Below are 15764 nucleotides of genomic sequence, written 5' to 3' on the forward strand. Positions count from 1 at the left end.
AGGCACATTATATAAGTAAGCGATTTCAACTTCCATGTGTAAACTAGCAACTTTTTGTAATTATTAAACGAAACTTTGTTTATCGGTTGAACAATCTGGATATTTGGTGTTACTGTTAACAGGTATTCCTTCTAACAGAAGCATGTTTTTTGCAAACGCATCCATAACAAGAAAAGCTTATACAAAAAGCGAGGATGATCAATATGAAAAACAATAACGGGGTCATTACAGGTGGCAAGATTGAAGGTCCAAAGGCGCCCAAGGACCCGGCTGAACGCAGGAACGGTTTTTTTGTGCTCTACGAAACAGCGATTGAGGCGACAGCCCGGGCCGAAGGTCCACCTTCACAGGAAGTTTATCTGGAAGGTAACTATCTAATCGACAAGGCCAGATATATTGGCGGCGTCACTGATGAGACAATACTGGAGCTGCTAGGAAACTGTGTTGGATTTCGCAAATTAGTCCATAGTATCGGAGTGTCTGTGAGAAGGGATCCTGAGCAGAACGAGCCCATCTCTTTTCTATTGCAGAACTGGGGCAAAACCAGCAAATACGAAACAGGCAGCAGCATACGTGTGCCCTGTCCCTCCGACGGTTCAGAAGTCCTCTTAAAGTTAGAGGATTTGGAATGGTCTGAAGAGGATGCAGTGCTCGGCAAATTCGCTTTTGAATTTAAACATGAAGGCGAACTGGCCATCGCGAGTATAATTTTTTATTTGCATGACGGTTATTCTGTACCAGAGCTAATCATTGAACCGCCTGTAGCGTTTGATTCTAACGAATACCGGGAGATCATTACCCAATCCTTGCTTCATCCGGGCAATAATAAAAGATTAAAAACGGCCATCCATAAGGCTATAAAAGGTGAGGATGTCACGATTGCTTATATTGGGGGTTCCATTACACAGGGAGCAGGTGCTAAGCCGATCCATACAGAATGTTATGCCTACCAATCGTATCTGAGATTTAAGGAATTATTCGGTACGAATGGTGGTGAGAACATCCATTTTGTGAAGGCTGGGGTAGGTGGAACACCGTCCGAGCTTGGGGTCATCCGTTATGAAAGGGATATTCTTCGGGAAGGTTCTGTAACACCTGATATCGTGGTGGTAGAATTTGCGGTAAACGACGAAGGGGATGAAACGAAAGGCAACTGTTTTGAAAGCTTATGCCTAAAAATACTTTCCGCCGATAATAGACCGGCAGTAGTTCTCCTGTTCAGCGTGTTTATGAATGACTGGAACCTGCAGGAACGGCTCTCCCCCATTGGCCGGGCTTATAATCTTCCTATGGTTAGTGTAAAGGATGCGGTATCCGGGCAGTTCCGCCTAAGCAAAAATGAGGGGAACATCCTCTCGAAACGGCAATTTTTCTATGATATCTATCATCCTACTAATGATGGTCACCGGGTGATGGCTGATTGTCTGGCTTATTTATTCTCCGAAACCCACAAAACGCTAATGGACGAAGATGATCTCCTATTGGATCAACATCCGGTCATCGGGAATGATTTTGCGGGAACCCTTCTGCTGGACCGCAAAAGCCATATTGACGCAGGCAGGATCGAGGTGGGCGGATTTTCGGGGATCGATACCGATTTGCAGCGGGTAGAAATGGATGCCAATCCTTTCGGAACTCCGGAATTCCCTCATAATTGGATGCATTCAGCGTCTTCTGGGGAACACAGCTTCAAGCTGACGATAACAAGCAAAAATCTCATCCTCGTATACAAGGATTCTGGCAGCAGCGAATTCGGCAAGGCGAACATTTACGTCGATGGTTGTCTTGTAGTCACCGCTGATCCACATGAGAATAATTGGACACATTGCAATCCGATAATTCTTTATCAAAATGAGGTTAGCGGGGAGCATCAGGTAGAAATCAGAATGGTGCCGGAAGATCAGGACAAGTCTTTTACTATACTGGGCTTCGGCTATAATGTTTAATAATTTGACCTAGTGGCATATAACCTAAAAAGAAACCCATGGTCTTTAAATGACCTGGGTTTCTCAATAATTAGAGGAATCTTTTTCTATTTGGTAGGCAGCTTCTTATCCAAAATAGCCTTCACATCTTTAACAAGCTGTACGGACGCTTCAATTTCCAACTTACTTGTTGAAACACTTTCAATACTGCAACCAATAGGAATTCCCTTCTCCAGCCCGAAATCTAGTAATTCTTCAAAGATTTTTTGCGATAGCTGGATTGATTTATCCAAAATATCATTCGAGTATTTTAACTCGTTTTCTAACCATCCCGGGATACTGATCCCTAACCACTTCATAAATTGTAATGTTTTCGCCGTGCCGCATGGTGCAAGATTAAATAAAATAGGAACCATCTCAAAACCGTTATTTGTATAGTAATAATATAAATCAGACAATAAATTCTTAGATGCCTCTACATTATAAGTTGCCTGTGTAATAAAAAAGTTGCACCCATTGTTGGTCTTTTCGACAACCCGTATATGCTCATCATTCTTTTTTATATGTCTTTCCGGAATGACAACTCCGCCAAAAGTTAAATTGTTATTTAGCTGTTTACTTAGCTTATAAGCCTCTGGTAAATTCAATTTCACCTCTTGTTTACTTGACGAAGCGCCCACATACACGGAAAATCTATCTTCATTTTCGTCAGTTTTAACCCAATCCTCGAACTGAGCTCTAGTATCATTACCGACGCACCGGTAAATTATTTTCGGTACCTCCACCTGTCTTAGATATTTATCACCATAGACAGCCGGATCAATCGTTGGTAAATAGGGATAAGGTCTTTCATGATCCACTCTGTCTACTTCTTCCTGAACGTCGTACAGAATTAACGCATCTAAATCAAGGTTTTTAAGTCTCTCAACCTGTTTCTGGGCGATTTCCGAGACCTTTTCTGGTGCGTGGCTTGCCTTCGGTGGTGTCATCCCATATGTTATAATACCCGGTTTTTTGCTCAATATTTTTTGTTTAAATGTATTCTCTGCCGCTCCCACATTACAAAACCCCTCTACTCGTCGCTTTTAAGATAAGGTTACCATGGCGGGCTTAATATGTGTAACTTCTATTTACTATATCTAGTTATATTTTAAAGCTATGATTCCTTAATGATACTTATCGAGTAGTACATGTTGACAACCATTTGATGTGACTATAATATTAGAAGTCCTGCCAACCTTAAAGTTGGCGATAAGGGGACCGAAAGGTTCATTCTTATTTAAAAAGGGTGAGTATTATGAATAAAGAAGAATTAATGGAAAGCGCACGTAACACAAAGAAAGCTGCTTATGCCCCTTATTCTAAATTTCCAGTTGGAGCAGCCTTATTGCTTAAAGATGGAAATGTTATTAATGGAATAAACGTAGAAAATGTATCTTTTGGCGCTACTAATTGTGCAGAGAGAACAGCAATCTTCACGGCTATTACAAAGGGCTATACTAAAGGTGATTTTCAGGCTATAGCTGTAGCAGGTGACACAATGGATTTTCTGCCGCCATGCAGTATCTGCAGACAAGTATTATCGGAATTCTGTTTGCCCGACATGCCTGTCTATTTAACCAATGAGAAAAAAGAAATCTTAGAGCTGAGTTTAAGGGATTTATTGCCTTATGCATTCAAAAATTTAGATATGTAAAAATAATTCCTCTCGTAGTGGAATAACAAAAACACGCGTACCTGTGTTAGACAAGTACGCGTGTTTTTTGTGTTAAAAGCTTAGTCAGAACACAGAGTTCACAGACCAGACACACCGCGTAAATACGTTGTTACTTACCAAATCGCAATTCCAACCTTAACTTTTTCTTTAAATACTACCTTTTTCATTCCAAAGCATTTCTTACCCTAAATTCAATAAATTCTTTATCATAGTCTGTATGTAGTTCTATAGTATCTAAAACTCATATAGTTAAAACCTCTCAATGAACATCATCAATAATAAAAAACAAGCGATCCATTGAGATAAAAGGATAAACACTTCCTCTCGATGATCGCTTGCTTTTAGTAAAGTAGCTATGCATAGTCACATTTCTAGTTTTCTGTGAATTTTCATTTTAAATGAAAATTCACTATCAGAAAACCCTTATAAAATAAGAGAGACTGTTTCAATTTAATTGAGAATTTAAATCCCCAGTAACTAATAATCATCTAATATTTCATTTTAAATGAGAAAAAGCGCTATTAAAAAGAGTACCGTAAAATGGGTACACTTTTCATTTAACGTAATAATGTAATATACTGTTTGCTCCTTCAAATGAAATCCTAGGACCTCCACTTGTCCTAGATATTTATCACCATAAATAGCTGGATCAATCGTTGGTAAATATGGGTAAGGCCTTTCATGCTCAACTCTTTCTACTTCCTCCTGGACGTCGTAAAGAATTAAAGCATCTAATTCAACGTTTTTAAGTCTTTTAACCTGTTTCTGTGCAATTTCTGATATCTTTTCTGGTGAATGGCTTGCCTTCGGTGGTGTCATCCCATATGTTAAAATACCAGGTTTCTTGCTCAATATTTTTGGTTTAAATGTACTCCCTGCCCTTCCCAAAATAAAATACTCCTCTACACGTCTCTTTTAAGTTAAGGCTACCATGGCAGGTGAAACTGGATTAATTCTCGTACCATCTCCCAGTTCGCCATTCGTGTTAGCTCCCCAGCCCCACACATTTCCATCCTTAGAAATTGCAAAACTAAATAGATTGCCTGCTGTTATGACTTTTATATTGCTAAGTCCGGTTACAATTGTCGGGGTTGAGTTAGTACTGTTACTCGGAAGAGGGGTTTACTATTAATTTCCGCCTTAAAATTCCCGATGATTACATTATAAGGATATTTAGTGTTTTAGTTAAAATTAATCCATATAATTTCAGGGGTGGTATATAGGTGCTTGAAGTAAGAAGAAAATCTCGATGAAGGGTGATGATATCATTAGAGCATTAAGTGAACGAATGGAAAAGGGGAACGAAAGATGAAGTCATTCAAGACAGGACTACAAGCCATTCTTTATGTAATACTGGTGGCTGGACTGCATCTGATCTTAATCTATTTTTTAAAGATAAGAATAGAGGGATGGGGAACGGAGTTATTAAATATCTCATTTAAGGTGTACTTTATACCACTTTTATTATGTTTTATTAATTCTTTTTTGTTTATAAGGACTCAGAGGATAAAGTACAATGCCATTTGGTTTTTGGTAACTATGCTATCCAGCCTCTTACTTCTTTTATTTTTCAATGCAATGCAAGATGACAGTGATAGTGAGTATGGAGTTGTCGTTTCTATTGAATTTTTTCCAAAATATCAAGTGGAAATGCTCTTTCTGCTTCCTTGGAGTATTTCTATTATACAATTTATCTTAACTCTATATTATCTAATCAAAATAAGAAAAAATCTAATCGTTAGAAATAATAAAGGGGGAATATAATATAAAAAGAATATTTTCATTAAGTATAATTATTACAGTTTTCGTTTCTTTATTCAGTCCAACTGGAAAGCTCCAGTGATTTATAAATTGATTGAATTGATAGACGCATGGGATGAAAAACGGCTTGTTGTAAAGAAAGAATCTACTAATAAACTGTTACCCCGCTTATACGATCCTGACCTGTTATTCAATGAAGAATATAAAATTATGGATAACCGCTATAAAATATTAATTCCAGCTATCTCAGGTGAAATAAAACCGACAGAATTTCAAATGTATATTGATTTATTAACAGATGAGCTGAAAATGAGTATTGGTTCAGTATCCAGGCTATATAAATGGAAAAAAAGATATTCAGCATCTTTTCTATATGTATTACCATAAATCTTAATCGATTTATTCTCCCTGCTTACGTCAGTCCCAAACTTGTCTTTTAAAGCTTCTTCTATTTCCTCCTTAAACGTTTTAGAACGAGATGGCGCATTAACAAATCCATAATTGGAATCACTTACACCAGATCTATATTGAGTTCTGAATGTATCTTCCTCTACAACTGCAATGTCCACATCACTTTGGGTGCGTACATTAGTATTATTCGCATAAGAGCCCTGCAAGAAAATCTTAATTTGTCTTCCTCCATAAGAGATTCCAATTCTTGAAAATACGCCTAAGTTTCAGGGTACATTGGTTCCACAATACTTCTCTTTTCTTGAAATCCTAATGGCTTTAGGGCATTTACAACCATTGCAATTGCATTTTTACATTACTGATCTTCAGTCTTGCTTAGTGGTTGGGAATAATTATCTAACATTGATTCAGTAAACTTCATACCTATACCTCCACAATTCAAATAAAAAATAAGAACGAGAGTTCGTTTTGATCGATTATATAGTATCATTAGGATTACTACAATTAGGAAGAAATCGAGAATCAACCTTAACTAGTGAAGAAACCAACTAGAATCAATCGCCTATTAATAGCAGTTACGCTTAAATGAAAAGCCGGAAAGCCCTAAAAAGTTAGGCTTGCCGGCTTGATAAGAAAGATTGTGAAACTCGTTGCTTTATTTTTAGATGTATAAATATACGATTTATTGAATGACTGAGATTTTTCTCTTTTAAAACGAATTTTTATCGCTTTAAATGAACCATTTCTCATTTAAAATGAAAAATCACATTTCCCATAAAACACCTATTGGCTCTACCGTTTACCCGCAACGACTATACCCGCAATTGCCACAAGTCTTACAGCCCTCAATATTAATCAGCGAGGCGCTGCCGCAGGATGGGCAAAGGTCACGGGAAGCCGTAGCATGGTTATGTCCATGATGACCACCATGTCCATCTTCCGTAGCTGACGGAACGCTCGATTTCAACTCCGCATTTAATGCTTCATTGAAATCCTCCAGCTCCAAAGTTGCCGCAATCGGAGCAGGTACATGATCATCATGAGCATTGTTCAGCACATGTGATTCCAGTGCCTTAGCTACAGCGTCAGCAATGGATTCAACCCGGTTCGCGCCGAAGCCGATAGCTCCTGATCCGCCAATGCCTTTCAGATGTTTAATCAACAGCTCCACTTTCTCACCATGATCTCCGTAACGGAGGAACAAGGAGCATACACGGCCTAATGCTTCAGCCATAGCAAAGACGTCAGAACCCGCTTTACCTACATTCAGGAAGATTTCAGCCGGTATTCCATCAAGATCATTGATCGTAATATATGCCATCCCAAATGGTGTGTTGATTTTATAGGTAGCGCCGCGCAGAACCTGCGGACGTTTTTTGTATTGTTTATCCGCCTCTTTTGTAGTCACTTGAGGCGCTGGACTTGCTGCTACAACACTTGTACTTGCTTCTACAGTAGTTGTAGCTTCCTCTGCTGCAACCGTAGCAGCTTCTTTTTTGTCTTCCTTCTTCGTGGTTTCCAGAACTTGAACATCACGACTTCCATCGCGGTAGATCGTAACACCCTTACATCCTAGATCAAAGGCCATTTCATATAGCTCAGCCGTCTCCTCAACCGTAAAGTCAGACGGGCAGTTCGCTGTTTTGGAAATAGAGCTATCTACCCAGCGTTGGATCGCTGCTTGCGCACGGATATGATCTTTAGCTGACAGATCCATCGAAGTTACAAAGTAGTCCGGCAGCTCTTCACCCGGATGAGCTTCCAGCCACTCTTGAGCGATTGGAACAAACTGTTCATCATAGCCAAGACGACTTTGACGGAAATATTTAAAGGCAAAATAAGGCTCAATTCCCGTAGAAGTACCTACCATTGTACCTGTACTACCTGTAGGTGCTTGTGTAATCACTGTAACGTTACGCATACCATGTTCACGAATCGCTTCGCCAACCTCTGGATACGCTTCGACTATATTTTTCATAAAGCCGCTCATTAGATATTTCTCAGTATCAAAAGCTAGGAAGGAACCCTTCTCTCCAGCAATTTCTGCCGAAGCAAGGTAGGCTTCACGAGCCATAAAGCCGTATAGCTTGTCCAGAAACTCCAACGATTCCGGGCTGCCGTAACGGATGTTCAATTTAATCATCAGCTCCGCCAATCCCATGGTTCCGAGACCCACGCGGCGTTCCTTTTTCTGGTTCGCTTCATTTTCCGGGAAATGATAAGGTGTTTTATCAATTACATTGTCCAGAAAACGGACCGAATAACGGGTTGTAGTCGCAAGATCTTCCCAATCTACATCATGATTTTTCTCATCGTAGAACTTGGACAGGTTCACCGCAGACAGATTGCAGACTCCCCAGCCTGGCAGGCCTTGCTCTCCACAAGGATTCGTACAAATAATCGGGTTGAAATACCAGCTGTTAGACATCTGGTTATAGTATTCCATGAACACGACGCCTGGCTCAGCGGATTTCCATGCCGATTCAATGATCGTACGCCACACGTCACGCGCTTTTACGGTGCGATAATGGATAACGTTTTTGCCGGCAGCTTTCCACTTGTCGAGATCGCCATCCCATATTTCGTTATATTCAGGATCGGTTGTATCCGGGAATACGAGATCCCAGTCCAGATCTTCTTTTACAGCCTTCATAAAACCATTGCTCACACATACCGAAAGGTTAGCATTAGTGACTTGGCCCATCGTTTGCTTCACGGTAATGAAGTCCTCAACATCGGGATGCCAGTCATTAATCATCAACATGAGCGCGCCACGACGGCTGCCGCCTTGCTCAATAAGCCCCGTAGTATAACTAAACAAACCGCCCCAAGATACGGAACCACTGGATGAACCATTAACCCCTCTAACAATCGCACGACGAGGACGCAATGAAGACAGGTTAATGCCCACACCGCCACCACGGGCCATAATCTCCGTCATTTCAGACAATGTCTGCATGATGCCGCCACGGCTGTCTTTTGGAGAAGGGATTACATAACAGTTGAACAATGTTAATTCTTCACTAGCACCTGCACCAGCCGCAATACGTCCACCCGGCACAAGCTTCCAATCATCCAGAATTGAACGGAATTTGCCCGCCCATTCTGCTTGAAGCTCAGGTGTCTTCTCTACAGAAGCCATCGCTGTGGATAGACGGTCCCACATTTCCTCAGGAGTTTTTTCTATATTAAGGGTCAACTTTTCAACATCCGATTTCACAAACTCACCGCTGCGTGTCTTTACAGTTACGATTCGACCACTGCGCTCCACAATTTCTCCGACTTCCTTAGTTGGAAACTTCGGATCATCTTTGGTCAGCACCAATACAACGTCGCCTACTTTAGCATTGTTGCTGTCTGCATCCTTCCAAGCATAACGATCCAAAAATATTTTTTCACTTAGCCCTTCAAGGCGTTGCTTACGTTCCACTTTACTCAATAAAAAAACCTCCCGCATGTGTAGTAGATATTAGTTTCCGGTCCAAGGTATGGGCCCACAACAAAAACTCCCTTACCATCCTCCACTGCTTAACAGGTGTATGTAGGAAGCTCATCTTGTCAATAACAAATACCAGCTAAGCACTCTATAAAAAATACATTTTCAAGCTTTTGTCACAATATATTGTGTGCGTCAGCTTTTAAACTATACCACATATTGTATCGAAGGTCTTATTCGAAAATAGAGTCAAGTTGCCGAATTATCGCAAACGTTGCTGCTTTTTCTCGCTCTTGCTCTCTTTTTTAAAGGCTATCGTGAAAAATAGGAGGTTATGAATTCTCTCGTTTACGAGCATACTACTCTTACGAATGGTGATATAAATCCGAGCTTGAGGAGGCTGCATTATGACGCAATTATTCCGTAATTCTCTATCCCAGCAAGGGGGAACACCCGCGCCGATACTGCCTGTTCCTCTTTCTTTTGACCGGAATTGGTTGCAAGATCTGGAGCTCAAATTGGAAAAGGGCGGCCCATGGGGAGACTACCGTTTATCTAAGCTTGCCGTACAAGGAGAGGAAACAGGTCTAGTAACGAGCTTCGATGAGCTGCAATGTATGAAGCATTTATCCGGCTTGTCCCCTCTTCCCCATCAGCTGGATACAGCGCATAAGGTTCTGTTCGAAATGTCAGGCCGCGCGATTCTTGCAGATGAGGTTGGACTGGGCAAGACCATTGAAGCAGGACTGGTGCTCAAAGAATATCTCGTACGCGGTCTTGTCTCCAAAGTGCTTATTCTCGTACCTGCTTCTCTAGTATTGCAATGGGTTCGTGAGCTGAATGCGAAATTTGGCATCACTGCTGTCGCTCAGAAAAAAGCCTATTCGTGGGGCAACGCCATAGTCGTCGCATCGATGGATACCGCCAAACGAGATCCGCATAAGGAAATCTTGCTGGAAAATGAATACGATATGTTGATCATTGATGAAGCTCACAAGCTGAAGAATAAAAAATCGACCAATTATCTATTTGTACAGCAATTACGCAAAAAATATTGCCTGCTGCTCACCGCGACTCCCGTTCAGAATGATCTGGGCGAACTCTTTAATCTGATCACTATACTGAAGCCGGGGCAACTTGGAAATCAGGGCGATTTTGCCTCGAATTTCGTGGTTGATAAACGCCAGCCCAAGAATGAAGGTCAACTGCGGGACGAGCTTTCGAAGGTCATGATCCGCAATCGCCGTGGTGAAGGTCCTGTTAATTTCACGAAACGAAAAGTCCGTAATATTCCCTTAGTTCTCTCCCAAGAAGAAAAAGATTTGTATAACAGTGTTACTTCCTTTGTCAAAGACCAGTATCAGGAATCCGGCGGCAATCTTAGCAGTATGCTTTCTCTGGTAACCCTTCAACGTGAGGTGTGCAGCAGCCGGGATGCCGTCTTTATCACTTTAGTTAATTTGATCAAAAAGCTGCCTGCGGATTCCCCAAAAAGAGACCGGATGATGGAGCTGCTACAGACCCTCCGTACCGTTAAAACAAACACTAAAGCTGAAACAACCTTAGCCCTCATTCAAGAAATGAATGAAAAGGTCATCGTTTTCACGGAATATCGCGCAACTCAAGAGTATTTACTACAATATTTCCGTGAACATGGGCTGATGTGTGTCTCTTATTCCGGCGGAATGAACCGTGGGAAAAAAGATTGGATGATGGATCTTTTCCGCGGCCGCGCTCAAGTTATGATTGCAACGGAAGCCGGTGGTGAAGGAATTAACCTGCAATTTTGCCACCATATGATCAACTTTGATCTGCCCTGGAATCCCATGCGCGTGGAGCAACGTATCGGACGTGTCCATCGGTTAGGGCAAGAAAATGACGTAGTGATCTACAACTTGTCTACGCAAGGCACGATTGAAGAACATATCCTGCATCTGCTGCATGAAAAAATCAATATGTTTGAAATGGTGATTGGCGGGCTGGATGTAATCCTGGAACGTTTTGAAAAGAAGGAATCGCTGGAGAAAAGTTTATACAAAATCATGCTCGAATCCCGCTCCGACGAAGAATTGCGGCATGAGCTGGACCATATTGGTGAATCCCTCAGTGAATTGACACAGGGTATTAAAAAAGAAAGTGGGACTGCGACATGACCCTCACCGCACAGGAAGTACGCAAGCATGTGATGGACTATCTTGAAGCCACTGAATGCTCCATCATTGAGGCTTCGCCCCTTCACGTAACTGTGAAATTATCACCTAGAGCTGACAAAATGCTCACCGACCGGCCGTATTATTGGGGATTCGTGGAGCGCACAGGTGTAGATCCTGAGACCCTTTCTTTCACCTTTGTTTTTGATCCGGAAAAATACGACAGTCAAGCTGCAGTAGAGGTTACCCCCATTGCAAATCGTAGTGCTGGCATTTTGAATCAAGTTGTCACCGGAAGCCTAAATACAGGTGTAACAAACGATGCAGAGGCCAGCACTGACTTACTCGAATCCGCCTCCCCGGGCTCAGAAGCAGTGAATGCTCCATCTACTGACCCGGAGGAAAGTATCCTAGCCCGCTACTTCGGCATTGTGCCGGCACTCCCACGAATTGGGCCAGGAATGATCCGCAGAGAGGATATTATTTACGGAAGCAAGCGATTGCAACAGATTTGGAACGCCGCTCGGGACGAAGGGAAATGCCTTTACTTATTTGAGGACCCGGGCAGCAGGCAGCGAAACACGCTGTTCTCTGCCGCTTACGAGCCATGGCTTAGTGTCTGCTATAAAGTGGAGATGAGCTGCGATTTGAAACGTGAAGAACTCCATTATCTTGGCATCTCCCTAACAAAGGGAACCATCATTGATGACTTTAATGCAAAAGTTTCCACAAAAGAGATGATGCCACGCTTGCCGGAAAATGTGCATATCCAGCCTTATGAAATGACAGTAGCAGCCGCTACCGACTTATTGGAAACTCATCTTACCGCTCAGTTAGCCGAATTGGACTACACTTGGGCAGAACAGGCACGTGAGCGGCTAAGGGTTGAACTGGACATCATTGATGTCTATTATGGAGAGCTGCTGAAGGAGCCTGACGAAGAAAAACGCCTAGTGACTCAAGAGCAGTATAATCGGCGTCGACAAGAGACCATTTGGCAATATGAGCCGCAAATCGCAGTTTCTGCGGTAACCTATGGACTGTTTCATCTGCGGAGCCTATAGAATGCGACCCTACTCGCTAAAAGCAGGCAAAAAAACAAGAGAACTTCCGCCTTCCGGCGCGACAGCAAGCAACAGCCTTTTTATAGCTTGTCCTCTACAATAAAAAGGAAGCTTTTTACTTTCTGATATTTCATAACAAAGAAAGGTGAACGACGCCATGAAAATAAGTGTACGACGGAGGCTGCTTCTTGCAGGTCAAAGCTGCTTCCTCCTGCTTCTATGCATCGGACTCATCGCAACGAGCTCCGGTTCCTCCTCTGCGCTTGCCGCTTCCAGAGTAAGTGTAGTTGATTCAGTCACACAGGATTTGATACCTGTACTGCAGATGGATATCTTACCTTCACCCGGTACGGTCCAAGAATTTGCCAAGAGTACACTGAACAAGCTCGCAGCAGAAGCTCCATTTACAGCCTGGAAGGACGCAGGAATAGAATATTATCCTCTGGGTCCAGGTACTCATAGCTGGCTTGTCAACGTTATGAAAGGTGAACAGCGGATCGGCTACATGATCATTTCCGCTACGGATCAAGGTGGTTATATGCTTAGCGAATATGGAGCTGGCACTTACGGACTCCCCTATAGTTTATTAGAACTGCGCCAATTTTTGGTGCAGGAAGGACTTATACCTTCATCTTATACCGGAAAAATAAAACTCACAGCCTTATATGCACCACTTCTACCCGTATGGAAAATCGTCATTGACGATAAGACAATATTTATCAATGCTTCCGTGCCGCAAGTTTTACCGTGGACGCTAAGTAAAGCGGAAGAAGTGCTTAAAGGACAGCAGACAGAAACGGATGTAATCACTAACCTAACTACTGATTTGTCTCCGCTTTCGGCCTATCAAAGCGGGGGAACAGATGATCCTTATAAAGATATCATGTGGTTGACCTCCCCAAAACTGCTTGCTGTAGGTGGAGACAATATCGCCGCACTGATTCGTCCCAAGGAAAGTATTGCTTATCAAGCCGCTGGCCGAAATGATATCGTAGGGGCACCTTTTATGATTACAGGTTATCAAAACTGGTTGCCTGCTTCGAATAAAACAAAAGCAATAAACAACATGCCTACCGTTTACGCAGCATCAGGGCCAGAAGGAAGACGGTATTTGCCACTCACTGCCTTGCAAGCTATAGGAACACTGCACAAGCTGCCCGACAGAAATATCTATAACTAAACATAACAAATAACCTTCCGCTGCCACCCTTATTAGGCACTGGAAGGTTATTTGTTATTTGTTATCTGTGAAATTCAATCCTTGTCACTGTGGCTCCATTTGCTTCGCCAGATCGACCAACCAAGCGGAAGCATACCGAACCATTTCTGTGACCACGGCTGCTTTGTAGCCGCTCTACGAGCATGAATGGCACGCGGATCCTCGATATAAACAACTACCTTCTCAGTGATATACTTTACAAGCTCATCGCCGCCGGAAGCCATTTGTAACACCTCCTACATTGTAAGTGAATTAAGATAGCCAGCGTCGTTCCATGCTCTTAGTGTGCACCACCGAGCATATATCTAAACTCTTGTCTCGAATTGTTCGAATAGGTTTACCTATAAAAGCACAATATAACAAAGAATCTAGGGCACGAGGTTATTCACATGCAAGGAGGAGTTCATTTGAACAATGCGAGAAATAAAGCTTATTCCAAGACAGCAGCTGCAATATGCGGCTTACGTATTACTTTAACCACAGTTGGACTTCTAATGCTGTTTATGGGGAGTGCATATGCTACTGCAACTCCATCCAAACCCGTAGTGAATGATGAACGTCAGCATCTCTTAAGCCACGGCCACCGGATGATCTTAATTGATGCAGGACATGGGGGGATCGACGGAGGAACTTCCTACGGCAACATTCTTGAGAAGGATATTACATTAGATATCTCACGCCGATTATTTCTGCTGCTGCGCAGCGATGGATTTGACGTTGCCTTAAATCGTAATGGAGATTACGCCCCAAGCGATGAGAACCGCTGGCTGCGCAGTAAATCCCGGCATCTGCGCGACCTTGCTCAGCGTAAAGAGCTGGCTGAGACATTACCAGCTACTGTAGTGGTCAGCATCCATGTTAACTGGGCACCTTCACCATCCAAGCATGGACCACTTGTATTATATCGCCAAGAAGGCCGCAGCTTTATTCTTGCCCAGACCATTCAGCAACAATTAAACAGTCTCTATAATATCCAGGCTGAGACAAGACCAGGTAAACCTTTTTATTTACTCAACAAAATAACCGCCACAACCGTAATTGTTGAGGCGGGTTTTGTAAGCAGTCCGACAGATCGCGAAAAGCTATGCACCCCTAAAGGGCAACAAGAAATTGCTGAAGCAATTGCTGGCGGCATAGTAGCTTATCTTATGGAAGTGTAGGATTCGAGTTCCATTTCATTTCGTTTTTAACGAGATCAGATATGCCTATAAATTCAACATCATCTTTTATTTGCTCCACACCGCTGCGGATGCCTGCGGCGGTTTCTTTTCCATATACACCAACATGACCAATGGTTACGCAGAATCGTTGATCCTTCGCCAGATTATTTACGAGACCCATTTGTTTCAGCACATGATTAGCTGTATGTGTATCATCCAAAAAGATATGGTTCTCTACGCGCGGCAGCCCCATTCGATAAGCCATATTACCAGCAACAGAACGGTAGTTGGTCTTACTGTCCACAAAAAACAATCCCCGCTCTTTGCAGACGGCTAAAATCACACCCATAATCCGTTCGTCCCCGGTAATCTTAGAGCCCATATGGTTGTTTATACCGATAGCATAAGGCACATTATCGAGCGCGGCTTCCACCTTTTGACGCACTTCTTCATCAGACATCTTAGCCAGAATAGCTCCGGGTCCAAGCCATTTAGGATTCCCTTGGCGGGGCTCCATCGGCAAATGGACCAGAACATCATCTCCGCGTTCATGCGCACGTGTGGCGTCCTTCACAGATGTAGGCAAAAAGGGCATAACCGCCACAGTAAGCTTTATTGGCAGCGAAAACATTTCATCCGTCCCCTTCATGCCATTGCCGAAATCGTCAATAATAATTACGACCTTATTACGTTGAGATGTCTTCTCTTCACTTGGTGTGTTTGTAGGGTTGTCTCTGGACTCGGCAGCTGAAACAGACGGTGCCATGGGAGCGATTAAAGTAACCATTAGAGCAGCAACAGCAATCCAAATTAGTAAATAACGATTAAACTTTCGACTGTCCTTCATCAAGAGGAACGCCTCCTTCGTCTTAAACAATTATTCTCATTGTTTGGTTCACGAAGGTTAAATATGTACGGGGA

15 protein-coding genes are annotated in these 15764 nt (G+C 42.6%); 8 read left to right on the forward strand and 7 right to left on the reverse strand.

The window, feature by feature from the left end:
* Window positions 1-203: 203 nt before the first annotated feature.
* Complete coding sequence (locus MHI15_RS26210) at window positions 204-1946, forward strand: SGNH/GDSL hydrolase family protein (protein WP_341165076.1); 1743 nt, start codon at window positions 204-206, stop codon at window positions 1944-1946.
* Between the two features lie 86 nt (window positions 1947-2032).
* Here MHI15_RS26210 and MHI15_RS26215 read toward each other — a convergent pair whose 3' ends face one another.
* Window positions 2033-2983 carry a methylenetetrahydrofolate reductase gene (locus MHI15_RS26215; RefSeq protein ID WP_256720931.1) on the reverse strand — a complete coding sequence of 317 codons (951 nt, stop codon included), beginning with the start codon at window positions 2981-2983 and terminating at the stop codon, window positions 2033-2035.
* Window positions 2984-3222: 239 nt separating this feature from the next.
* On the opposite strand from MHI15_RS26215, the gene MHI15_RS26220 reads away from it, so the two are divergent.
* Window positions 3223-3621 (forward strand): cytidine deaminase, encoded by a 399-nt coding sequence (locus tag MHI15_RS26220; protein WP_341165077.1) that lies wholly within the window; start codon window positions 3223-3225, stop codon window positions 3619-3621.
* A gap of 522 nt (window positions 3622-4143) precedes the next feature.
* On the opposite strand, the gene MHI15_RS26225 is transcribed toward MHI15_RS26220, so the two are convergent.
* Together MHI15_RS26225 and MHI15_RS30815 are read right to left on the reverse strand one after the other, a co-directional pair.
* The gene (locus tag MHI15_RS26225) at window positions 4144-4530 is read right to left on the reverse strand and encodes a hypothetical protein (protein ID WP_341165078.1); all 387 of its coding nucleotides are present in this window, start codon (window positions 4528-4530) and stop codon (window positions 4144-4146) included.
* A 27-nt stretch (window positions 4531-4557) separates the two neighbouring features.
* A complete protein-coding gene (locus tag MHI15_RS30815) occupies window positions 4558-4725 on the reverse strand; it encodes a hypothetical protein (RefSeq protein ID WP_111503454.1) in 168 nt (55 codons plus the stop codon).
* A gap of 225 nt (window positions 4726-4950) precedes the next feature.
* Between MHI15_RS30815 and MHI15_RS26230 the strand changes: the two genes are divergently transcribed.
* Together MHI15_RS26230 and MHI15_RS26235 are read left to right on the forward strand one after the other, a co-directional pair.
* Window positions 4951-5406 carry a hypothetical protein gene (locus tag MHI15_RS26230; RefSeq protein ID WP_340034298.1) on the forward strand — a complete coding sequence of 152 codons (456 nt, stop codon included), beginning with the start codon at window positions 4951-4953 and terminating at the stop codon, window positions 5404-5406.
* A 96-nt stretch (window positions 5407-5502) separates the two neighbouring features.
* Complete coding sequence (locus tag MHI15_RS26235) at window positions 5503-5790, forward strand: hypothetical protein (protein WP_341165079.1); 288 nt, start codon at window positions 5503-5505, stop codon at window positions 5788-5790.
* Here MHI15_RS26235 and MHI15_RS30820 read toward each other — a convergent pair.
* Both MHI15_RS30820 and MHI15_RS26240 read right to left on the reverse strand, forming a co-directional pair.
* Entirely contained in the window at window positions 5676-6059 is a 384-nt protein-coding gene (locus MHI15_RS30820; protein WP_445668018.1) for a nucleotidyltransferase domain-containing protein, read from the reverse strand. The two genes, MHI15_RS26235 and MHI15_RS30820, sit on opposite strands and share 115 nt — an antisense overlap.
* Window positions 6060-6613: 554 nt before the next feature.
* A complete protein-coding gene (locus tag MHI15_RS26240; RefSeq protein ID WP_438357154.1) occupies window positions 6614-9253 on the reverse strand; it encodes an adenosylcobalamin-dependent ribonucleoside-diphosphate reductase in 2640 nt (879 codons plus the stop codon).
* A 404-nt stretch (window positions 9254-9657) separates the two neighbouring features.
* Here MHI15_RS26240 and MHI15_RS26245 point away from each other — a divergent pair, with 404 nt between their 5' ends.
* From MHI15_RS26245 to MHI15_RS26255, 3 genes are all read left to right on the forward strand, one after another.
* Window positions 9658-11403: a DEAD/DEAH box helicase gene (locus tag MHI15_RS26245; RefSeq protein ID WP_340034297.1), complete on the forward strand. Its 1746-nt coding sequence runs from the start codon at window positions 9658-9660 to the stop codon at window positions 11401-11403.
* The gene (locus MHI15_RS26250; protein WP_076280308.1) at window positions 11400-12464 is read left to right on the forward strand and encodes a YqhG family protein; all 1065 of its coding nucleotides are present in this window, start codon (window positions 11400-11402) and stop codon (window positions 12462-12464) included. Before MHI15_RS26245 ends, MHI15_RS26250 begins: the two co-directional genes overlap by 4 nt.
* A 157-nt stretch (window positions 12465-12621) precedes the next feature.
* Window positions 12622-13644, forward strand: a complete 1023-nt coding sequence (locus MHI15_RS26255; protein ID WP_076195020.1) for a hypothetical protein — start codon at window positions 12622-12624, stop codon at window positions 13642-13644.
* 74 nt (window positions 13645-13718) lie between these two features.
* On the opposite strand, the gene MHI15_RS26260 is transcribed toward MHI15_RS26255, so the two are convergent.
* Window positions 13719-13907 (reverse strand): YqzE family protein, encoded by a 189-nt coding sequence (locus MHI15_RS26260; protein WP_036689445.1) that lies wholly within the window; start codon window positions 13905-13907, stop codon window positions 13719-13721.
* A 183-nt stretch (window positions 13908-14090) separates the two neighbouring features.
* On the opposite strand from MHI15_RS26260, the gene MHI15_RS26265 reads away from it, so the two are divergent.
* A complete protein-coding gene (locus MHI15_RS26265; RefSeq protein ID WP_341165080.1) occupies window positions 14091-14843 on the forward strand; it encodes an N-acetylmuramoyl-L-alanine amidase in 753 nt (250 codons plus the stop codon).
* On the opposite strand, the gene MHI15_RS26270 is transcribed toward MHI15_RS26265, so the two are convergent.
* Window positions 14830-15690 carry a divergent polysaccharide deacetylase family protein gene (locus tag MHI15_RS26270; RefSeq protein ID WP_081388374.1) on the reverse strand — a complete coding sequence of 287 codons (861 nt, stop codon included), beginning with the start codon at window positions 15688-15690 and terminating at the stop codon, window positions 14830-14832. The two genes, MHI15_RS26265 and MHI15_RS26270, sit on opposite strands and share 14 nt — an antisense overlap.
* Window positions 15691-15764: the final 74 nt, after the last annotated feature.

The sequence above is a fragment of the Paenibacillus sp. FSL H7-0918 genome (assembly GCF_038007025.1).
Lineage (GTDB): Bacteria > Bacillota > Bacilli > Paenibacillales > Paenibacillaceae > Paenibacillus_AQ > Paenibacillus_AQ odorifer.

Bases quoted from the DNA above. Each gene is read 5' to 3' on its own strand.
- MHI15_RS26210 (WP_341165076.1), top strand. From the start codon at position 204: ATGAAAAACAATAACGGGGTCATTACAGGTGGCAAGATTGAAGGTCCA.
- MHI15_RS26220 (WP_341165077.1), top strand. From the start codon at position 3,223: ATGAATAAAGAAGAATTAATGGAAAGCGCACGTAACACAAAGAAAGCT.
- MHI15_RS26230 (WP_340034298.1), top strand. From the start codon at position 4,951: ATGAAGTCATTCAAGACAGGACTACAAGCCATTCTTTATGTAATACTG.
- MHI15_RS26245 (WP_340034297.1), top strand. From the start codon at position 9,658: ATGACGCAATTATTCCGTAATTCTCTATCCCAGCAAGGGGGAACACCC.
- MHI15_RS26250 (WP_076280308.1), top strand. From the start codon at position 11,400: ATGACCCTCACCGCACAGGAAGTACGCAAGCATGTGATGGACTATCTT.
- MHI15_RS26255 (WP_076195020.1), top strand. From the start codon at position 12,622: ATGAAAATAAGTGTACGACGGAGGCTGCTTCTTGCAGGTCAAAGCTGC.
- MHI15_RS26260 (WP_036689445.1), bottom strand. From the start codon at position 13,907: ATGGCTTCCGGCGGCGATGAGCTTGTAAAGTATATCACTGAGAAGGTA.
- MHI15_RS26270 (WP_081388374.1), bottom strand. From the start codon at position 15,690: ATGAAGGACAGTCGAAAGTTTAATCGTTATTTACTAATTTGGATTGCT.